Genomic DNA, 19931 nt, shown 5'->3' with positions numbered 1-19931 from the left:
ACTGGAGACTTTTATGACCATCAATCGACGCCGTGTCATTAACGGCATGCTTCTGGGCCTTGCCGTTACGGGCCTTGCCAAGCCCGGCATTGCTGCCGCGGGCGATGTCACGCTCAACGTGCTTTACAATCTGCCAGGTTTCACGAAATTCCATCAGCCGCTGGCCGATGAATTCATGAAGAACAATCCTGATATCAAGATTAACTTCCTTGCGCCGGCAGTCGGTTACAATGAAGGCCAGCAGCAGGTGTTGCGTGCAGCGGTCACGGGCAATCTCCCGGATGTTTATTTCTCTGGTTATAATCTGACGGGTGAGTTGGTGCATACGCTTGCGCCACGCAATCAGATTACCGATCTGGGACCCTTCATCGAGGCTGAAGGCGGTCAGGCGTTCCTCGATAAGAATTATAGTCCCAAGATGGCTGCACTTGGTCAGGTTGACGGCAAGCAATATGGTTTGCCGGTCAATGCATCATCGCCCATCATCTATATCAATTCTGATCTGGTGAAGAAGGCTGGCGGCGATCCTGAAAACATGCCGAAGACCTTTGCCGGTCTTATTGAACTGGCAAAGAAGATTCACGCCCTTGATCCAAAGATTGCGGGGATGGGCTATGACATCAATGGTTGGCCGGATGACTGGTTATGGCAGTCGCTGGTCTTTCAGCAGGGTGGCAAGTTGGTCGATGAAAAGACCAAAAAAGTTGCTTTTGATAATGAAATTGGCCTGAATGCACTTAAGCTTACACGCCAGTTTGTGACGGAAGGTGGCCAGAATCTGCTCGATTGGGATCAGTCGCGCCAGCAGTTTGGTGCGGGCCTCACAGGGTTTATTTTCTCGACCCCAGCCCATGTCCAGACCATTGAAGGCCTTGTGGGTGATCGCTTCAAGCTTGTGACTGCGACTTTCCCGCTTGATAATGCTGAAAATGGCGGCGTTCCAACAGGTGGCAACTCGGCTGTTATCCTGACACAGGAAAAAGAAAAGCAGGATGCGGCCTGGAAATATCTGAAGTGGATAACCGGCCCTCAAGCACAGAACGTGATTGTGCGCATTACCGGTTATTTGCCGACAAACAAGCTTGCGACCGGACCGGAATATCTGGCTCCATATTATGCCGAGCATCCCAATGTCGAAACCGCATCGCGACAGGCTGACCGCTCGTTGCCTTGGGCCGGTTATCCGGGTGGCGATTCCGTTCGTATCTGGCGCACGCAGCGTGACATTATCGGCACGGTCATGCGTGGCGAAATTTCGCCTGAAGACGGCCTTAAGCAGCTCGTTGAACAAACAAACGCACTGATGAAATAAGAGCGGCATCCGATCATTGGGGCTGCGAAACCAGCGATAGTCGGTCTTCGCAGCCTTATTCATTCCCCGAAAGACAGATTATGAAAATCATCCAGATCACCGATACCCATCTGATGCCATCGGGCATTGTGGTCAATGGTGTGGACCCTGAAAAGCAACTGCGGATCGCGGTCACAGACATTATCGAAAAACACAGCAACGCCGATCTTTTGGTGATCACTGGTGATCTTTGCAATTATGGCGATCCGGAAGCCTATGAATTGCTGCGTGAAATTCTCGCTCCTGTGCCATTTCAAACGCGTCTGTTGTTAGGCAATCACGATCGCAGACCGGAATTCATTGCTGCCTTTCCCGATCATCCGCGCGATGAAAATGGCTATATCCAGTCTTATATGGATACCGATTTTGGTCGCTTGCTGTTTCTTGACAGCCATGAAGCCGGCTTGATTGGCGGTATCTTTAAGGAAGACCGGCTTGCGTGGTTGGACGCAGCGCTTTCAGGCGCAGGCGATCTGCCTGTCACGGTTTTCATCCATCATCCACCATTTGATGCTGGCATCGCTCATTTTGATGCGATCGGCATGCATGACAATGGCGCGCTTATGCATCGTCTTCATGCGCACCCTGCCGGTGTCCGTCACATTGTCTTTGGTCATATTCATGTGCCACTGGCAGGCACGAGTGCGCAAGGTATTGCTTATAGTTCGGGGCAGGCGTGCTCTCATCGCTTCATTACGGAACTGGATATTCCAACCCCCTGGTGGACGGGCGGGCTGCCATGCTACCGCGTGATCAAACTTGATGCGCATGGGGTGCGCGCCTATAATTTTGAGGTTGGACAGGTTCCCACAAGCCGGGCAGAAATCTGCGCTGGTCCTTAGGTGGGTTTTGTAAACGGTGGTCAGTCCAAGGTTGCTTCGTCAAAGACAATGACCTGTCCGATGGTCTTTCAGTTTCCGCGATTGAGGGCTTAAAGCAAGGGGCAGTCGGGGCTTTGAAGGAAGCACCGCTTAGAGCATTTCCTGTTTTGATTGGAACATTGGAAATGTTTTCATGAAACAGGAAAACGCAATAATCTTGGGAATTTTCTGGCGGATCAGCCTGATGCAGGAGAGGTCCTCAGCACCCGCAGCGCATTCAGGATCACTGCGACATCAATGGCTTCCTGAAGGATCGCGCCTTGAACTGGAGGCAGATAACCAAGCGCTGCCACGATCATTGCTATAATGGATAGGCCTATGCCTAAGACAACACTCTCTAAAGCGATACCGCGCGACCGTTGAGCGATCTCTATACCCGTGCGGAGCCGATCTATCCTGTCGACGAGAAGCACGACGTCAGCTGCTTCTGCAGACGCTGCGGCACCTCTGGCTCCCATCGCAACCCCGACGTCTGCAACGGCAAGCGCCGGCGCGTCGTTCACCCCGTCGCCGACCATCATCACCGGGCCGTATTTTCGCTCGCTGATGACTGTGTGCACCTTTTGATCGGGTGTCAGTTCGGAGCGGATTGCATCCATCCCCAGTCCGCTTGCAATGCGTTGGGCAACTGCATCGCGATCGCCGGTTGCCAGAATGATGCGCTTGATGCCATCCTTGCGTAGCCCGTTGAGCGTCTGCATGACATCGCTGCGCACGCGGTCGGCCATAATGATGAAGCCCGCCATCTTGCCGTCTATTGCCACTGCAACCACGGCAGACCCGGCTTCTGTTTCAGGGACTTCAATCTGCTCTGACTGTGTCTGTTTTCCAACGAAGCTATTGCCGCCGACAGCAATGTTTCTGCTATCGACACGCCCTGCCACGCCATCTCCGGCAATTTCCGAAACCTCTGATGGTAGCGCAAGATTGATGCCACGTCTTTGCGCTGCCAATACCAGTGCCTGCGCCATTGGATGTTTGGACATTTGATCAAGAGAGGCAGCGAACCGCAGCACCTCATTTTCGGTGAATCCCTGCTCAACATGGATAGAAACAATCTGCGGGCGGCCATCGGTCAGAGTTCCTGTCTTGTCCAGCACCAGCGTATTGATGCGGGCCATATTCTCCAATGGACGCGCACCTTTGACCAAAACGCCGAAGTGAGCGCAGCGTGAGACACCCGCAACAAGAGCGACGGGGACTGCAAGAATGAGAGGGCAGGGTGTTGCCACAACAAGAACCGCCACCGCCCTGATCGGGTCTCCCGTGAGCCACCATGCGCAAAACGCGATCACGATGGTCACAATCAGAAAGCCGACAGACCAGCGATCTGCCAGCCTCGACATTGGAGCCTTTGAGTGCTGAGCCTTTTCGACAAGGCGAACAATGCCAGCGTAGGTGCTGTCCTTGGCTTCGTGCTTGGTAACGATATCAAAAGCATCACCAGCATTCATCGAGCCACTGAGCACATCCGCGCCGCGAGAAAGTGAAACGGGAAGTGACTCTCCCGTCAGTGCCGACATGTTTATGAAGGCATTTTCGGACGCGATGCTTCCATCGACGGGGATGATTTCGCCCTGCCGGATCAGCAGCCGATCATCCTGCCGAACGATATCAACGGCAACTTCCTGCAGGTGGTCATTCTCATACCGCATTGCCGTTCGTGGAACACGAGACAGCAGATCATGCATCTCGCGCCGTGCTTGCCCTTCGGCAAAACTTTCAAGGAACGCTCCGCCTGTGTACATGAGCGCCACAATTGTGGCCGCCAGTGTTTCCCCAAATGCAAGAGCCGCCGACATTGACATCGCAGCAACGATATCCAGCCCAAATTCTCGTCGCCATAGGCTGCGGATGATATCGACGAATAACGAAGCAAGTACCGGCAAAGTGGCAATGGTCCAAGTGAGCCGTGCGCTTTGCGTATAATTGAAAAAATGCAGGGCGAGCCCGATAATTAGCCCGCAAAGGGCAAATATCAGAAGACTGGCTTTAAACGTGTCTTTAGCCGAGCGTTGCATTTTTCACGTCTCCGCATAAGCGTTTTGGAAGAGGGAACCGGCGTTCGAAACGCGCGCTTATGGCAACGAGAGAGGTGAGAATAAAGACATCTTCGATGCTTCTGCCGTCATACAAGCCATGGGTTATTGCGTGCTTTTTCGAAGGGTGCTGGCGCCTGCCAATTTGTCTTAAGGTGCGCAGCCAAAACAGCATGGAGATGATCAGACGGCCGTGCCGACCAGGGCGCCTATGCCTGCGGTCAGTGCCATTGCCAATGCGCCCCAGAAAGTAACCCGCGCGGTGGCTTTCATCACATCTGCCCCTCCTGTTTTGGCCCCGATTGCGCCAAGTAAAGCCAGAAACAGCAAGGAAGCGATGGCGACTGCGTACAGCAGGATCGAAGGCGGCGCGATGATGACCATGAAGAGCGGTAGAGCTGCACCAACTGAGAAAGTGGCGGCGGACGTCAGTGTTGCCTGCACAGGGCGCGCTTCCATGTGCTCGACGATGCCGAGTTCTTCGCGGGCGTGCGTTTCGAGAGCGTTGTGTGCCGTTAGTTGAACTGCCACCTGCCGCGCCAGATCATGGGTCAGGCCCCGTTCAATATAGGTTTGCGTTAACTCGTCAAGCTCGGCTTCGGGCTGCGTTTCCAGTTCTTTTCGCTCACGGGCGAGGTCGGCTGTTTCCGTGTCAGACTGAGAGCTGACCGAAACATATTCACCTGCTGCCATGGACATTGCGCCGGCGACAAGGCCTGCAACGCCAGCAACCATGATCTGTGTTGTGCCAGGTGAGGCGGATGCGACACCCATAATCAGACTGGCCGTTGAGACAATACCATCATTTGCCCCAAGGACTGCAGCGCGCAGCCAGCCGATCCGGGATACGAGATGTTTCTCTGTATGTGATCGGGTCATATATTCGTCTCCCGCCAATCAATGTCCGCTGCTATCTTAGCTTTAATGGGACCTTTTACCAGTGGGCTACTTTTTTGTCATTAATGGCCTGCACAAACTTGAGCCTAAAGGGAGTTGTGCAGGCAGAGTGGTTGATAAAACTATTAAGATGAGGGATTGCACAGCAATTCAATATATATTATATTATTTTCTATATTGAACCAATAGGAGGCAAAAATGCCTATCACCAGGATATCAGAAAAGCTGTCGGTATCGTCTCAGCCAAGCTTGGATGAGTTGCATTCACTGCGTGGCCGTGGCTTTGGGGCGCTTATCAATAACCGACCCGATGGCGAAGATGCTGATCAGCCCGGAAACCAAACTGAATACGATCTGGCCCGTCAAAGCGGTCTCTCCTATAGTTTCATTCCGGTTACAATGAATTCGATCACTGAGGCCGATGTGCGGGCTTTTCAAAAGGTGGTCAGAGAGTCTGAAGGGCCGGTGCTCGCTCACTGCAGGACAGGGACTCGCGCGCTTAGCCTTCATCTGATTGGCGAGATGCTTGATGGGCGAATGTCTGCCGATGAGGTCACAGCATTGGGGCGTCTTCATGGTTTTGATATGAGTGCTGCCATTGCTTGGTTCAAGCAGTTTAAGCAACGTCGACCGCAGGTAAAGGGCTTCTTCGACAAAAGGACCTGGAGCGTGCAGTATGTGGTGTCAGATCCAGAAACCCGTATGTGCGCCATAATTGATCCGGTTCTCGACTTTGATGAAAAGTCAGGCTCAACCGCGACGGCCAATGCAGACGCGATCCTTGATTACGTTCGCGAGAATGATTTGACGGTCGAATGGATACTCGACACGCATCCGCATGCCGACCACTTTTCCGCAGCGCAGTACCTGAAAGAGAAAACCGGCGCAAAAACTGCGATAGGCGAGCATGTTGTCGATGTTCAGGCGCTTTGGAAGCAAATCTACAACTGGCCTGAGCTGGCTGCTGATGGCTCGCAATGGGATCGGCTGTTTGTTGATGGCGATACATTCAGTATTGGTTCGATCAATGCCACGGTGATGTTTTCTCCCGGACACACGCTTGCTTCGATCACTTACGTGATCGGTGACGCTGCCTTCGTTCATGACACGCTCTTTATGCCCGACAGCGGCACGGCGCGCGCCGATTTTCCCGGCGGAGATGCAGATGTCTTGTGGCATTCGATCCAGGCGATCCTGAGGCTTCCGGATGAAACCAGAATATTCACCGGCCACGACTATCAGCCGGGCGGTCGGGCACCACGCTGGGAAAGCACGGTTGGGGATCAGAAGAAGCTTAATGCCCATATTGCCAGCATGACGGAAGATGCGTTTGTTGCGCTGCGCAACAAACGGGACAAGACATTGCCGATGCCTAAACTGATCCTGCATGCCTTGCAGGTGAACATACGCGGCGGGCGTCTTCCTGAGCCGGAAGCCAACGGAAAGCGCTACCTTAAGTTTCCACTGGACGCATTGGAGGGAGCCGCATGGGAATGACCAATGACATGAATGTGATGATGAAGGGCGGTTTGTCCCCAACAGAGCTTTCTTCGCGAGCAGGTGAGGTTGCAAACCTGCTCAAAACGCTGTCGCATCCGGCGCGGTTGATGCTTGTCTGCAGTTTGGTGGAAGGCGAATATTCCGTCGGCGAACTCGAAGAAAAAGTTGATGTTCACCAACCGCATCTGTCGCAGCACCTGACCGTTTTGCGCGGTTCGGGGATTGTCGAAACCAGGCGCGAGGGGAAACAAATCTTTTACAGCCTGACGGAAGACAAGGCGGCACAATTGGTCAATGCCCTTTATGCCATTTTCTGCGTGGAGACACAAAAATGAACATTTACCTCTCATCGCTGGTTGGTGGGATGCTGATCGGCACTTCCGCCGCGATGCTGCTGGTCCTTAACGGCAGGATTGCAGGGATCAGTGGCATTGTCGGACGCCTGATACAGGGGAACGGTGTGCTGCTCAACTTTGCCTTCGTTCTGGGGCTCATACTTGGCCCGGTTGCCTATCTGATCATTTTTGGCAATTGGCCAGCTGTTCAGATCACGGTTGGCTGGCCACTGATCATCGTCGCCGGTTTGCTGGTTGGCTTTGGATCGCGCATGGGATCGGGTTGCACCAGCGGCCATGGCGTGCTGGGACTCGCGCGTCTGTCACCACGATCTATAGCCGCAGTTGCCACTTTCCTGACAACTGGAGTGATTGCCGTGACTGTGCTGAGGGGGCTGGGCCTATGAACCGGAAGATCTATGAGTTCTGCGTTGCTCTTGCCGCTGGGGGCATTTTTGGCTTCGGCCTGTCTTTGTCTGGAATGCTGAACCCGGTCAATGTGCAAGGCTTTCTCGATATTTTTGGCGCATGGGATCCACGTCTTGCCTTTGTTCTGGGCGGCGCCGTGATGGTGGCCTTTATTGGCGTACAGATAGCGAAGCGGATGCAGCATCCTGTTTTTGCCGAGACGTTTCATATGCCCACCAACCGGCGAATTGATACGCCACTGATCCTAGGCTCTGCGCTGTTTGGTCTGGGCTGGGGGATCGGTGGCTTCTGTCCCGGTCCTGCCATCGCATCATTGTCGCTCGGGTTGCCGCAGAGCATTCTGTTCGTTGTTGCGATGCTGGTCGGCATGGCTTTTCATGACGCATTTTGGAGCAGACGCGCGTAAGCTGACCTTTTCTTATGGCCATTGGCTTCGGAATGATAGTTGGTTAGGGTCTTTTCAGCAAAACTGCGCAGCGGTTTGCGTGGGATAACGCTTGAAAATAAATAGATAGGGCATTTCCGATGATTCAATCAAAATAGGAAATGCTCTAGCCCGTCTGGGCACGCGAATGTAACGAAAGCAGAGAACATTTTTATGCCGGCGATACCATTGCCCTTTGTTGTCGCCCTGCTCTTGAGCATTCTGCTTATTCGCGTGTTTGTTGAGAAGAGGGCATTTTTCAGACCGGCCCCCGTCTTCATCAGCGCTTGTATTCTTTTGATGATCACGGTTGGATTGCGCTGGAGTATCGATCTTCCATGGATTCGTTTCATCCAGCCGGCCATTGCTTCGCTCTTGCCACCGGTCGCCTGGCTTTGCTTTTCAAGACTGCGGCAGTCATCTGCAATGCGGGCATGGCCGCATTTTCTTCTTCCCGCAGCGGTGGTGTTCCTTTCGGCCTTTTGGGTTCAATGGCATCCGCCGATTGATCTTATTCTCGCCGTTGTTTACTTCGGGTATGGGGCTGCTCTTCTTCGCAGTGGGTCTGCGGGTGCTGATTGTTTTGAACGCGTCCGACTGAGCGATACGGACGGCGCGCGCAAGGCCGTTTCCACGGTTGGTGGTCTTTTGCTTTTTTCGGGGATTATTGATCTCATAATTGCCGGAGATTTCGGTTTCTATCGTGGACACCACGCGGCTTTGATCGTTGGGATCGCCAATATGATCATGCTTCCGATCATTGCTTATGCAATTGCTGTTATCGGTCGAAGCATACCTGATGATGAGAACCGCGAGGCTGAGCCGGAGGTTCCGTTTATCACAGAGCAAGATCGGCAGATCGTTGATATGGTCGATGTGATGATGCTTTCGAAGAAGCTTTATCGCGATCCTGATCTGACACTGAGCCGGCTATCACGCCGACTTGGTATTCCTTCCCGGCAAATATCAATGGCAATCAACCGTGCGCTTGGGCGCAATGTGTCTCAAGTCGTCAACGAATACCGGATCCGGGACGCCCGGCGCCTGCTGGAAGAGACGGATCTGCCGATCACAGCCGTAATGTTCGAATGCGGCTTTCAAACGAAGTCAAACTTCAACCGGGAATTTACCAGAGTGACCGGCGCGACCCCAAGCGACTATCGTCGCCTGGGCGCACAGCGCACGAATACCGAGCGTGGTCCTATGGTTTGATCGGGAGTGCCGTGGCTAGAAACCCGATTACCAGAAAGGAAATCTCCCGGTGGATTTCTTCGCGCTCGCGTGTTCCCGCCTCCTTGCAAACAATCCCGTCACCTGGCGTTTCTTCTTCAATCAGTGCGGCAGCGCCGGGTTTGCAAAGCTGCATGAAACTGAAATGAAGTGCATCGGGAATGTCGACATAGGTCGAAGAGGCTTTGCGCAAATGCTGCGCAAGATAGCCGCTTTCAAGCATGGCAGGCATATCGCCAATATCAGTGCCAGCACTGATAACAAGTGACGGGATGTCGATGCTTGCCAGACTTTCCGGCGAAAACCCGCGCGCCAGCCCCAAATCAAGGGAAATGAAAGCTCCAAGACGCGGATCACCCATTTCCTTCTCAAGTTCGCGGTTTCCAAGCCCGAGTTCTGCCGAAAGGCTGCACGCACGGGGGCTTGTATGGATCTTGCAATCCTGTTCGAAGCGGGCAGTATCAAAGCGCGCACCTGCAAGCGCGGTTACGGTCCATCCGCCTAACGAATGGCCGATAGCGGCAATCCGCTGTGCATCAATTTGTCCGCCAAGTTGAGGATCGGCCATCAGGGCATCGATAACACGGCTCAGATCATGTGGCCGTTCCCATAATTTGCCAGCCTGATCCGCATTTTTATTGAAGGTCGTTGTCCCAGGGTGATCCGGTGCAGCGACAATATAGCCTTGCTGAGCAAGATCGCTCGCAAGCCAGTTTAAATTGCGCCAGTTACCGCCATACCCATGCGAAAGAACCACCAGCGGATGCGAACCGGGCGTGGGGGCTGCTTCTTTCACTGCGGGCGTGCCATAAAATGCGCTATTCTCGCCTACAGTTGAGGTTTTGGACGGATCATCCGTTGGATACCAGATTGCAATAGGCAGGGATCGCGCAGCGCCTTTATCAAGTTCAATCTGCCGAAAACCGACAGTTTCGGCAGAATGAGCGAGCGTTGCGATGGACAGCCACATTGCGGCAGTCAAAAAGGAAAACTTCAGCATGAAAGCCTCTTGGTTGATTTAACACGGCTCACATGCTTCAAAATCAGGGCATTGGAGACCTCAAACGCGATTGAGGACGTGCCATCGACCCTGATTTATGCGCCTTATCAAAGCGTGTCTGGTCAAACGTGTGCTGACAGACGCGCTTGCGGTCAACTTATGCCCATGGCGGACCTGCCGCCCATTCTCGGCGCAGTGCTTCTATAAAACGGCGCACCTTGGGCGAGACGTGACGGCGGGTGGGGTAAACTGCGGTGATTGGCAGTTCTTGGCGGTGTTGCGCCTGCAGGACAGGCACAAGGTGACCCCGCTTTATATCTTCGCCGACGAGGAAAGCCCCAAGCTGGGCAATGCCAAGACTGTTGAGCGCTGCATCGCGAATGGCTTCGGTGTTATTGAGCCTTAAGTTCCCCTGAACGGCAACGTCACGCAGCTCGTCACCGATCTGGTAACGCCATGGCACTGGCGCGTTTGCATAGGTGAATACAATCTTCTTGTGATGCTGGAGATCTTCTAGGCCTTGCGGGGTTCCGTGCTGTTGCAGATAGGCCGGTGAGGCGCAGGTGATAAGATGGTGGGGGGCAAGAACCTGTCGGATCAATCCACTGTCAGTCGGTCCACCAATGCGAACGGCGACATCAATTCCATCGCTGACGAGATCGCAATAATCGTCTGAGAATGTGATGTCAGCTTCCAACTCTGGCCAGTCAGCCAAAAATCGGTGAAGCACGGGCAGCACGTGCAATCGACCAAAAGCCGTTGGCACATCAAGGCGAAGTCGGCCCTTGGGGACTTGATTGCGCTCAGCCAGTATCGCCTCCGCATCATCGACCTCGCACAGGATGCGCAGCGCGTGGTCATAAAACAGTCGGCCTTCCTCGGTCAGGCTGACACTGCGCGTTGTACGGTGGACCAAACGGGTGGCGAGGTTTTCTTCAAGCCGGGCAATGCTCTTTCCGACGGCTGATCGCGTGACGCCTAGCTTCTCGGCAGCCTGGGTAAAGCTTGCTGTGTCTGCAACACGAACAAAGGCCAGCACATCACCAAAATGATCAAGCATTGTATCCAAATTGTCCCATCTGTTGCCGATTTCAATCACTTTATCAATTTATCAGACCCAGTAAAGACTGCACTCACGCTGGGGCGCAGTTCTTTCGCCTTCGATAAGAGGTAGCCGATATGGAAATGATGACTGAATCAGAACAGACGACGAAATATGGAGGATGGGCATCGGTCTATGTGGTGGGCCTCACGACTTTCGCGGTCGTAACAACAGAAATGCTGCCTGTCGGCCTCATGACCGCAATTGCAAGGGCAATGGATGTTTCAGTCGGAACCGCCGGATTTATAATCTCGGCCCCCGCAATCCTTGCAGCATTTTTTGCCCCTGTTGTCGTTGCCATAGCGTGCGACATTGACAGACGGAAAATTCTTGCTGGTCTTCTCACTGTGTTGACTGTCGCCAATATTGCCTCAGCCATTGCCCCATCCTTCCAATGGCTCCTTGTCGCGCGGGTCGCCGTTGGGTTTTGTATGGGCGGTATATGGGCTGTTGCCGGAGGACTTGCACCGCGACTGGCGCCAGCCCAATCCGTTGGAGTGGCGACGGCAATCATTTTTGGTGGCGTCGCTGGCGCGTCGGTGATGGGTGTGCCGCTTGGCGCCATGATTGGGGATGCCGCCGGGTGGCGATGGGCATTTGGCACAATGGCAGGGTTCAGTGCGACCGTGCTCGGTCTTAGTCTGTTGGCTTTACCTGCTTTGCCGGTTAATCAGTCTATCGGGTTCAGCAAATTTACAGCTGTGTTAAAGCACAGGCTGGTTCAGCTTGGGTTGATCCTCACGCTGCTGCTCGTCGCAGGACATTTTATGGCCTACACGTTCATAGGGCCGCTTTTACGAACAGTCTCCGGGGTTGCGCCCGAATGGATCGCTGCGCTGTTATTCATTTATGGGGCGGCGGGAATTGTGGGAAATTTTCTGGCAGGCACGATGGCCGCAAAGAGGCTCGGATTAACTCTCGGGTCAATTATTATTGGTCTTTCAGCGGCAATCCTGGGGTTTGCCGTTCTGGGCGAGACACCCGCTACAACTCTCGGACTCCTCGTTTTATGGGGGCTGGCCTATGGCGGTGTTTCCGTCACTTTACAGATATGGATGATGAAAGCCGCACCATCTGCCATTGAGATCGTGACCGCGCTTTTCGTCTCTATCTTCAACATCGGCATTGCAGCCGGATCGTTTCTTGGTGGGCTAACTGTCGACCACTTCGATCTGCATGCAAACCTTCTTTTTGCTGCCATTTTACCCGCTTTTGCGCTGCTTCTCATGTTCGTTCTTCAACGGAGAGACTGAATTGACCTATGATATTTTTGAACTTGGCGACATCCAGTTACAATCAAAACGCTGCATCCGCGATGCGAAGCTGGCTTATAAAACCTATGGCATTCTGGCTCCTGCCAAGGACAACGTTATCCTTTATCCGACGTCCTTTGCCGCCACACATGATGATGCAGCATGGCTAATCGGTCCGGGACGGGCGCTTGATTGTGATAAATATTTTATCATTGTGCCCGATATGTTTGGGAACAGCCTATCCAGTTCTCCCAGCAATACGCCAGCGCCAGCGGGCGCAAGCCGCTTTCCAACGGTGACGATCCACGACAATGTCAAACAACAACACCGCCTTTTGACCGAAAGGTTTGGCATTGAGACGATACATCTCGCCATAGGCTGGTCTTTGGGCGGTGCGCAGGCGTTCGAATGGGCGGCGGCTTTCCCCGATATGGTAAAACGCCTCTTTGCTTTTCAAAGTGCTGCCCGCACATCGCGACATTTTTATCTGTTCTTTGAGAGTGTGCGCGCTGCAATCGAGTTGGATGCCAGTTTTAAGAAAGGCTTTTATACAAAACCACCCCACCGTGGGCTGCGTGTCGCCGCCCGTATCTATGCGGCATGGGGCTTTTCGCAGGCATTCTTCCGGCAGCGGTTGGACGAAAAGGCGTTGGGCTATGCATCGCTTGATGACTTCCTCATCGACTTCTGGGAGGGGTGGTTTTTAAAACGGGATGCAAACGACATCCTGTCCCATCTGTGGACCGGGCAGCATGCCGACATCAGCGCAAACGAAAAATACCTCGGCGATCTCAGCAAGGCGCTGGCCGCAATCCGAGCCGACACGATCATTATGCCTGCATCCAGTGATCTGTATTTTCCAGTTGACGATGCTGTCCGGGAAGCGTCGCAAATTTCGAAGGCGGAGCTGCGGGTCCTGGAATCTGTCTGGGGGCATGTGGCTGGCGAAGGAATGAACGATGATGATACTGCGGTCATTGAACGTGCCATCACCGACTTGTTGAGCCGATGATACCTCAATGAGGTTGGACATCCGCGCGATTTTCGTCCGACAACAGCGGATACTTGTAGGTCGCAGATACCAGGCCGACAAGTATCCTTTTTTCGGGCACGCGAGGGTTGTTTTGGAATGAACGTCGCCTGTTTTTTGCTTGCGCCTGAGTCGGCGTATCTGTCTTATAAAATTGAAATACTTATATTTTATTCCCATCGTCGAATGAATGCGAAAGCTAAACAGCTCAAATTCGTGATGGCTTAAACAGAATGCCGATTTCCTCTGCCATAAGATCAGAACAATTTGCTTTACGTACCTCAAACTCGACGCTAAGATCGTTCACGTGACGCTTTGGGAGGAGTTCACATGCGATCAAATATGGGATCACTGATAAGCCGTAATGCGCCTTGTTCAGACAACGCTGTCTTTGGCGTGCGCGCATGAGTGCGACTGAGAAAGAGAACGCTGTTCCGCTTCTCGAAGCGGTATCGCTGTCGAAGTCTTTCGGGCCGGTTCAGGTTCTCAAGAATATCAACCTGAAAATTTACGGCGGCGAAGTTCACGCGATTATCGGCGAAAACGGCGCTGGCAAATCGACATTGATGAAGCTTCTTGCCGGTAATGAGCGTCCGACCAGTGGCGAAATTCGCATTGATGGCAAGCCGATAGCTTTTTCGAACCCGGTGGAGGCCGAGGCGCAGGGTATCGTGCTCGTGCATCAGGAAATTCTGCTGGCGCCTGATCTCACCGTAGCGCAAAACATCTATTTAGGTCGTGAGCTTTCTAACGGGCTTGTTGTCGATGATAAATCGATGCGCGAGGGCGCGCGCAAAGCCATTCGTGATCTTGGTGCTGACATTGATCCTGATATCATCGTGGGACGTTTGTCGATAGCGCAACGTCAACTGGTGCAGATCGCCCGCGTGCTGCTTGTCCCCCATCGCGTTGTGATTTTCGACGAGCCAACAGCATCGCTGACGCCGGTTGAAACCGAAGCACTGCTGAAGGTTATTTGCGATATTCGCGCCAAGGGCGTTGCCGTTCTTTACATCTCCCACCGCCTGCCGGAAGTGAAAGAAATTTCTGATCGGGTCACGGTTCTGCGCGATGGAACGCTCGTTGCTGCTCACATGACGTCCGAGCTTCAGCCAAATGATATGGCGCGCCTGATGGTTGGCCGTGACGTTGCCAAGCTTTATCCGGACCGATCCGCCCAGCATGGGCAGGAAAAGGTGCTTGAGGTCGAAGATTTCAGCGTTCCGGGTTATGTCAAAACAGCAAGTTTCACCCTGAGCCGCGGCGAAATTCTGGGCTTTGCAGGTCTCGTTGGTGCGGGGCGTACCGAGCTTATGGAGGCGGTTGTCGGCCTTCGGCCCGGTAAGGGGCAGGTTCGCCACAATGGCAGGGCAGTCAATTTCCATAATGCGCATGAAAGTCTGTCTGCGGGGATCGCTTATCTGAGTGAGGACCGAAAAGGCAAAGGCTTGTTGCTTGGCAAAGACCTTGGCATCAATCTGACATTGGCATCGATCCGCAAGTTTGTCCGCGGTTTGCAGATCGACCGGCAAAAGGAGCGTGTGGCGCTCGATGATGCGATCAAGGAATTTGATATTCGCACAGGCCGCAAGGATATTCTGGCCGGTCAACTTTCCGGCGGAAATCAGCAAAAGTTGCTGCTGGCCAAGATGATGATGCTCAATCCCTCTATTGTCATCATTGATGAACCAACACGTGGCATCGACGTGGGCACGAAAGAGCAGATTTATCAGTTCATTGCGAACCTTACCGATGAAGGAAAATCGATCATCGTTGTTTCGTCTGAAATGCCAGAATTGATCGGTATATGTGATCGTATCGTCGTCATGCGTGAGGGCCGTATTGCCGGTGAGGTGACCGGTGAGCGCATGAACGAGCATGATATTGTTGTCCTTGCAACAGGCGTCAGCACGCAAGCAGCATAGATAAAAAGGGGAGTGAATGACTGACGTAGTGAATGACAAGAGCAAAGCGCCGAAGACGTCAAAAGACTGGGATTTAAGGGCGATCGCGCCTTTTATTGCGCTGCTTTTGCTGCTTGTTCTCGGAACGCTTGCCAATCCGAATTTCATCAGCATCGACAATTTGCTGAATGTTGCAACGCGCAGTGCTTTCATCGCAATCATTGCGCTGGGCGCGACTTATGTCATCTCATCGGGAGGGCTTGACCTCTCGGTTGGTGCCATGGCTGCCTTTGTCGGCAGCATCATGATTTTGTTCATGAATAGCGGCGTTATTGCCGATCCGGTGATGATGTTGATCGCGGCCGTGCTTTTGGCCGTGGTTGTGGGTGCGCTGTGCGGGCTGACCAACGGATTGATCACCACTCTAGGCGGAATTGAGCCCTTTATCGCAACACTTGGCACGATGGGCATCTATCGCGGTCTGACGACATGGCTGTCGCAGGGCGGGGCTATTACGCTGCGCAATCCAGAGATCCAGTCGCTTTACCGTCCTGTTTATTTCGGTGATGTGTTTGGTGTGCCAATTCCGGTCATTGCGATTTTCGTAACGGCAGCAATTGCGGCTTTCGTGCTCTATCGCACGCGCTATGGACGGCATGTCATTGCGGTCGGCTCCAGCGAAGATGTCGCGCGCTATTCGGGTATTTCTGTCAGGCGCGTTCGCACCATTGCTTATGTTGTGCAGGGCCTTTGCGTGGCTGTCGCCGTCTTGCTTTATGTTCCACGACTGGGTTCGACTTCCGCCACGACCGGCATGTTGTGGGAGCTTCAGGCAATTACAGCCGTTGTGGTTGGCGGTACGGCTTTGCGCGGTGGCGTGGGGCGCGTCTGGGGCACGATCTGCGGCGCCTTCATTCTCGAAATCGTCGGTAATATCATGCTGCTTTCCAACTTCATAAGCGAATATCTGATCGGCGCCATTCAAGGTGCGATCATCATTATCGCTATGTTGGTGCAACGCTCGCTCTCGCGACGATGAAATGCCGGGGTGCGATGTCAGGTATGTCACACCCCGAATGACAAGTTTGACAGGATTGAAGGGGCGGTCCGGTCACAAAGGGTAAAGCCCCCGACCACATGGGAGGAAAAAATGCGAGGAAAGTTTTTAAGTCTGGCTTTTGCTGCTTTGACAGCCGGAGCTGTGGCCTTCACCGGCATGGCAAGCGCTCAGGACAAGAAGGTAACGATCGGCGTCTCGATTCCTGCCGCGGATCATGGCTGGACCGCTGGTGTCGTCTATCATGCGGATCGTGTGGCCAAGCTTTTGATGCAAGAGCATCCGGGGCTTAACGTGATCGTCAAGACATCGCCCGATGCTGCCAGTCAGGCAAATGCGTTGCAGGATCTTGCCGTTCAGGGGCTTGATGGGCTTGTCGTCTTGCCGACGGATCCTGATCCACTGGTCAATGCAATCAAGGAAATCAAGGACAAGGGTACTTTTGTTGCGCTTGTTGACCGTGCGCCAAGCAATAACGACAATTCGATCCGCGATCTTTACGTCGCGGGCAACAATCCGGCGCTCGGACAGGTTGCAGGCGAATATATCGCTAAAAATATGCCCGATGCTCAGGTTGTGGTCATTCGCGGTATGCCGATCCCGATCGATCAGCAGCGTCAGGACGGCTTTGACAAGGGTATTGAAGGCTCCAACGTCAAGGTCCTTGATCGCCAGTATGGCAACTGGAATCGCGATGATGCTTTCCGCGTGATGCAGGACTTCCTGACCAAATATCCGAAGATCGATGTCGTCTGGTGTCAGGATGACGACATGGCAGTTGGTGTGCTTGAGGCCATCAAACAGGCCAATCGTGATGATATTCAGTATGTTATCGGTGGCGCGGGTTCCAAGGACATGATCAAGAAAGTCATGGACGGCGACAAGCTCATGCCGGTTGATGTGCTTTATCCGCCTGCGATGGTTTCAACAGCCATGCAGCTGGCAGCCGGTCACTTCTACGACCAGATTCCTGTCAGCGGCGAGTATATTCTCGATGCAACACTGATCACCAAGGACAATGCCGAGCAGTTCTACTTCCCGGATTCACCCTTCTAATATTCAAATGCGCGCCCGGTTCACGGGCGCGCGGTTGCACAAATTCAATAAAGTTGCGTTCGATTTGGAGAACTTTTGATGAAAACGATCAAGGGGCCGGGGATTTTTCTCGGGCAGTTTGCTGGCGATGAAGCGCCATTTAATACATGGGATGGCATTACCAAATGGGCTGCGGAAAAGGGCTATGCCGGTGTGCAGGTGCCGACCTGGGCAAGCCAGTTGATCGATCTGAAAAAGGCCGCTGAATCCAAAGATTACTGTGACGAGTTTGCCGGTGTCGCGCGTGAAAACGGCGTGGAAGTGACAGAGCTTTCCACCCATCTGCAAGGTCAGCTTGTTGCTGTTCATCCGGCTTATGATGAAGCATTTGATGGTTTTGCTGTGCCGGAAGTGCGCGGTAATCCCAAAGCCCGTCAGGCATGGGCGGTTGAACAGGTGAAGATGGCCATCCGCGCCTCGCGCAATTTGGGCATTGGCGCTCATGCAACATTCTCAGGTGCTTTGGCGTGGCCGTTTATCTACCCATGGCCGCAGCGTCCCGCTGGTCTGGTTGAGACTGCTTTTGACGAATTGGCACGCCGCTGGTTGCCGATCCTTGATCATGCAGATGAGCATGGGGTAGACATCTGCTACGAAATCCATCCGGGCGAAGACCTGCATGACGGTGTGACGTTTGAGATGTTTCTTGAGCGGGTGAAGAACCACCCGCGTGCGAACATGCTTTATGATCCGTCGCATTATGTGCTGCAATGTCTGGATTATCTCGACAATATCGACATTTACAAAGACCGTATCAAGATGTTCCACGTCAAGGATGCCGAGTTTAATCCGACAGGTCGGCAGGGTGTCTATGGCGGTTATCAGGGCTGGGTTAATCGCGCTGGCCGTTTCCGTTCGCTGGGTGACGGACAGGTTGATTTTGGCGCAGTGTTCTCGAAAATGGCTGCCAATGATTTCGATGGCTGGGCGGTTGTTGAGTGGGAATGTGCGCTCAAGCATCCTGAAGATGGTGCGCGTGAAGGTGCGGAGTTTGTGAAACACCATATCATTCGCGTGACGGAAAAAGCCTTTGATGATTTTGCCGCTGGCGGAACCGATGATGCAGCCAACCGGCGTATGCTCGGACTTTGAGGAAACACGATGACCATTGAAGCAAAAACCAAAGAAACCGCCAATCCACGCATTCGTTTGGGTATGGTTGGCGGTGGTGCCGGTGCGTTTATCGGCGGTGTGCATCGTATGGCATCCCGTCTCGATAACCGCTTTGAACTGGTGGCCGGCGCATTGTCCTCCTCGCCTGAAAAGGCACAAGTTTCGGGACGCGAACTTGGGCTTGCGGAAGATCGTATTTACTCAAGCTATAAGGAAATGGCGATCCGCGAAGCACGCCTTAAGAATGGCATTGAAGCGGTGGCGATCGTGACGCCAAACCACGTGCATTACGATGCGGCAAAGGAGTTTCTGCGCCGCGGCATTCATGTGATTTGCGACAAGCCGCTGACCTCGACTTTGGCTGATGCAAAGAAGCTCAAGAAAGTGGCCGATGAGAGCGGCGCATTGTTTGTGCTTACGCATAATTACACCGGCTATCCGATGGTTCGTCAGGCGCGTGAGATGATCGCTAATGGTGAGCTTGGCGATCTGCGCGTTGTGCAGGTGGAATATGCGCAGGACTGGCTCACCGAAGCGGTTGAGGAAACAGGTGCCAAGGGGGCTGTCTGGCGCACCGATCCGGCGCAATCCGGTCTTGGTGGCGCAACGGGTGATATCGGTACCCATGCGTTCAACCTTGCATCCTTTGTCACCGGCCTGACGCTGGACAGCCTGGCGGCTGATCTCGATAGCTTTGTTGCGGGGCGTCGTCTTGACGATAATGCCCATGTGATGCTGCGTTTTGCAGGTGGTGCTAAGGGTATGCTCTGGTGCAGTCAGGTGGCACCGGGCAATGAAAATGCGCTGCGGCTGCGTGTTTATGGCACCAAAGGCGGCATTGAATGGGCGCAGGAAGATCCAAACCGGCTGTGGTTTACACCGTTTGGTGAACAGAAGCGCCTAATCACCCGTGGTGGTGCGGGTGTCGGGGATGCCGCAACACGTGTCACGCGTATTCCGAGCGGTCATCCGGAAGGCTATCTTGAAGCTTTTGCGACGATCTACAGTGAAGCTGCCAATGCTATTCAGGCGCGACGCGACAATACAAAACCTGAGAGTGCGGTGATCTATCCGACTGTCGATGATGGCGTGAAGGGCGTTGCCTTCATTGACGCTTGCGTGCGATCGTCTAATAAAAATGGCGGATGGGTCAGTCTTTGACATGAAATAAAACCGAAAAAACGCCGTCCTTTTGGGCGGCGTTTTTGCTATGTCGTCAAAGCTTGTTGGATGACACAGCTCATCTGCCGTAGAAAAGCCATCTTGATTTCATGTTTGTCCGAAATGTGCC

Annotated in this window: 18 protein-coding genes; 14 read left to right on the top strand and 4 right to left on the bottom strand. The window is 53.5% G+C overall.

Translation table 11 applies throughout. The features are described 5' to 3' along the window. The first annotated feature begins 13 nt into the window (after positions 1 to 13). Entirely contained in the window at positions 14 to 1312 is a 1299-nt protein-coding gene (locus ABE530_RS14740) for an ABC transporter substrate-binding protein (RefSeq protein ID WP_499695000.1), read from the top strand. 80 nt (positions 1313 to 1392) lie between these two features. Next, positions 1393 to 2193: a phosphodiesterase gene (locus ABE530_RS14735; RefSeq protein WP_499694999.1), complete on the top strand. Its 801-nt coding sequence runs from the start codon at positions 1393 to 1395 to the stop codon at positions 2191 to 2193. Positions 2194 to 2408: 215 nt separating this feature from the next. Here ABE530_RS14735 and ABE530_RS14730 read toward each other — a convergent pair whose 3' ends face one another. Together ABE530_RS14730 and ABE530_RS14725 are read right to left on the bottom strand one after the other, a co-directional pair. Beyond that, positions 2409 to 4253, bottom strand: a complete 1845-nt coding sequence (locus ABE530_RS14730) for a heavy metal translocating P-type ATPase (RefSeq protein WP_499694998.1) — start codon at positions 4251 to 4253, stop codon at positions 2409 to 2411. Positions 4254 to 4454: 201 nt separating this feature from the next. Continuing rightward, entirely contained in the window at positions 4455 to 5150 is a 696-nt protein-coding gene (locus ABE530_RS14725) for a VIT1/CCC1 transporter family protein (protein WP_499694997.1), read from the bottom strand. A 216-nt stretch (positions 5151 to 5366) separates the two neighbouring features. Between ABE530_RS14725 and blh the strand changes: the two genes are divergently transcribed. The 5 genes from blh to ABE530_RS14700 all read left to right on the top strand — a co-directional run bounded on the left by blh (position 5367) and on the right by ABE530_RS14700 (position 9068). Then, on the top strand, positions 5367 to 6665 hold the full coding sequence (gene blh / locus ABE530_RS14720) for a bifunctional sulfur transferase/dioxygenase Blh (RefSeq protein WP_499694996.1): 1299 nt from the start codon (positions 5367 to 5369) through the stop codon (positions 6663 to 6665). Next, complete coding sequence (gene bigR / locus ABE530_RS14715; RefSeq protein ID WP_499694995.1) at positions 6656 to 7003, top strand: sulfite-sensing transcriptional repressor BigR; 348 nt, start codon at positions 6656 to 6658, stop codon at positions 7001 to 7003. The genes blh and bigR overlap by 10 nt, the downstream gene beginning before the upstream one ends. Beyond that, the gene (locus ABE530_RS14710; RefSeq protein ID WP_499694994.1) at positions 7000 to 7410 is read left to right on the top strand and encodes a YeeE/YedE family protein; all 411 of its coding nucleotides are present in this window, start codon (positions 7000 to 7002) and stop codon (positions 7408 to 7410) included. Before bigR ends, ABE530_RS14710 begins: the two co-directional genes overlap by 4 nt. Beyond that, positions 7407 to 7838, top strand: coding sequence for a YeeE/YedE family protein (locus ABE530_RS14705; protein ID WP_265985079.1), 432 nt, complete (start codon positions 7407 to 7409; stop codon positions 7836 to 7838). Before ABE530_RS14710 ends, ABE530_RS14705 begins: the two co-directional genes overlap by 4 nt. A 192-nt stretch (positions 7839 to 8030) precedes the next feature. Further along, positions 8031 to 9068 carry a helix-turn-helix domain-containing protein gene (locus ABE530_RS14700; protein ID WP_499694993.1) on the top strand — a complete coding sequence of 346 codons (1038 nt, stop codon included), beginning with the start codon at positions 8031 to 8033 and terminating at the stop codon, positions 9066 to 9068. On the opposite strand, the gene ABE530_RS14695 is transcribed toward ABE530_RS14700, so the two are convergent. Together ABE530_RS14695 and ABE530_RS14690 are read right to left on the bottom strand one after the other, a co-directional pair. Then, entirely contained in the window at positions 9058 to 10086 is a 1029-nt protein-coding gene (locus ABE530_RS14695; RefSeq protein WP_499694992.1) for an alpha/beta hydrolase family protein, read from the bottom strand. The two genes, ABE530_RS14700 and ABE530_RS14695, sit on opposite strands and share 11 nt — an antisense overlap. 157 nt (positions 10087 to 10243) lie before the next feature. Continuing rightward, positions 10244 to 11146: a LysR family transcriptional regulator gene (locus ABE530_RS14690; RefSeq protein WP_499694991.1), complete on the bottom strand. Its 903-nt coding sequence runs from the start codon at positions 11144 to 11146 to the stop codon at positions 10244 to 10246. Positions 11147 to 11271: 125 nt separating this feature from the next. On the opposite strand from ABE530_RS14690, the gene ABE530_RS14685 reads away from it, so the two are divergent. The 7 genes from ABE530_RS14685 to ABE530_RS14655 all read left to right on the top strand — a co-directional run bounded on the left by ABE530_RS14685 (position 11272) and on the right by ABE530_RS14655 (position 19801). Next, positions 11272 to 12441: an MFS transporter gene (locus ABE530_RS14685; RefSeq protein ID WP_499694990.1), complete on the top strand. Its 1170-nt coding sequence runs from the start codon at positions 11272 to 11274 to the stop codon at positions 12439 to 12441. A gap of 1 nt (position 12442) precedes the next feature. Next, the gene (locus tag ABE530_RS14680; protein ID WP_499694989.1) at positions 12443 to 13453 is read left to right on the top strand and encodes an alpha/beta fold hydrolase; all 1011 of its coding nucleotides are present in this window, start codon (positions 12443 to 12445) and stop codon (positions 13451 to 13453) included. Positions 13454 to 13875: 422 nt separating this feature from the next. Beyond that, entirely contained in the window at positions 13876 to 15396 is a 1521-nt protein-coding gene (locus tag ABE530_RS14675) for a sugar ABC transporter ATP-binding protein (protein WP_499694988.1), read from the top strand. A gap of 16 nt (positions 15397 to 15412) precedes the next feature. Next, positions 15413 to 16414, top strand: a complete 1002-nt coding sequence (locus ABE530_RS14670; RefSeq protein ID WP_265985086.1) for an ABC transporter permease — start codon at positions 15413 to 15415, stop codon at positions 16412 to 16414. A 111-nt stretch (positions 16415 to 16525) separates the two neighbouring features. Beyond that, positions 16526 to 17488, top strand: coding sequence for a substrate-binding domain-containing protein (locus tag ABE530_RS14665; protein ID WP_396996806.1), 963 nt, complete (start codon positions 16526 to 16528; stop codon positions 17486 to 17488). Positions 17489 to 17566: 78 nt separating this feature from the next. Continuing rightward, positions 17567 to 18619, top strand: coding sequence for a sugar phosphate isomerase/epimerase family protein (locus ABE530_RS14660; RefSeq protein WP_499694987.1), 1053 nt, complete (start codon positions 17567 to 17569; stop codon positions 18617 to 18619). 9 nt (positions 18620 to 18628) lie between these two features. Further along, positions 18629 to 19801: a Gfo/Idh/MocA family protein gene (locus tag ABE530_RS14655; protein WP_265985089.1), complete on the top strand. Its 1173-nt coding sequence runs from the start codon at positions 18629 to 18631 to the stop codon at positions 19799 to 19801. Positions 19802 to 19931 lie beyond the last annotated feature (130 nt).

Source organism: Brucella sp. TWI559 (genome assembly GCF_039674265.1).
In the GTDB taxonomy this organism is placed as follows: Bacteria; Pseudomonadota; Alphaproteobacteria; order Rhizobiales; family Rhizobiaceae; genus Brucella; species Brucella chromiisoli.
Note: the sequence above shows the minus strand (reverse complement) of the source record. Positions and strands in the feature narration are given on the sequence as shown.

Coding starts and splice junctions, on each gene's coding strand:
- ABE530_RS14740 (WP_499695000.1), top strand. CDS start 14: ATGACCATCAATCGACGCCGTGTCATTAACGGCATGCTTCTGGGCCTT.
- ABE530_RS14735 (WP_499694999.1), top strand. CDS start 1,393: ATGAAAATCATCCAGATCACCGATACCCATCTGATGCCATCGGGCATT.
- ABE530_RS14730 (WP_499694998.1), bottom strand. CDS start 4,253: ATGCAACGCTCGGCTAAAGACACGTTTAAAGCCAGTCTTCTGATATTT.
- ABE530_RS14725 (WP_499694997.1), bottom strand. CDS start 5,150: ATGACCCGATCACATACAGAGAAACATCTCGTATCCCGGATCGGCTGG.
- blh (WP_499694996.1), top strand. CDS start 5,367: ATGCCTATCACCAGGATATCAGAAAAGCTGTCGGTATCGTCTCAGCCA.
- bigR (WP_499694995.1), top strand. CDS start 6,656: ATGGGAATGACCAATGACATGAATGTGATGATGAAGGGCGGTTTGTCC.
- ABE530_RS14710 (WP_499694994.1), top strand. CDS start 7,000: ATGAACATTTACCTCTCATCGCTGGTTGGTGGGATGCTGATCGGCACT.
- ABE530_RS14705 (WP_265985079.1), top strand. CDS start 7,407: ATGAACCGGAAGATCTATGAGTTCTGCGTTGCTCTTGCCGCTGGGGGC.
- ABE530_RS14700 (WP_499694993.1), top strand. CDS start 8,031: ATGCCGGCGATACCATTGCCCTTTGTTGTCGCCCTGCTCTTGAGCATT.
- ABE530_RS14695 (WP_499694992.1), bottom strand. CDS start 10,086: ATGCTGAAGTTTTCCTTTTTGACTGCCGCAATGTGGCTGTCCATCGCA.
- ABE530_RS14690 (WP_499694991.1), bottom strand. CDS start 11,146: ATGCTTGATCATTTTGGTGATGTGCTGGCCTTTGTTCGTGTTGCAGAC.
- ABE530_RS14685 (WP_499694990.1), top strand. CDS start 11,272: ATGATGACTGAATCAGAACAGACGACGAAATATGGAGGATGGGCATCG.
- ABE530_RS14675 (WP_499694988.1), top strand. CDS start 13,876: ATGAGTGCGACTGAGAAAGAGAACGCTGTTCCGCTTCTCGAAGCGGTA.
- ABE530_RS14670 (WP_265985086.1), top strand. CDS start 15,413: ATGACTGACGTAGTGAATGACAAGAGCAAAGCGCCGAAGACGTCAAAA.
- ABE530_RS14665 (WP_396996806.1), top strand. CDS start 16,526: ATGCGAGGAAAGTTTTTAAGTCTGGCTTTTGCTGCTTTGACAGCCGGA.
- ABE530_RS14660 (WP_499694987.1), top strand. CDS start 17,567: ATGAAAACGATCAAGGGGCCGGGGATTTTTCTCGGGCAGTTTGCTGGC.
- ABE530_RS14655 (WP_265985089.1), top strand. CDS start 18,629: ATGACCATTGAAGCAAAAACCAAAGAAACCGCCAATCCACGCATTCGT.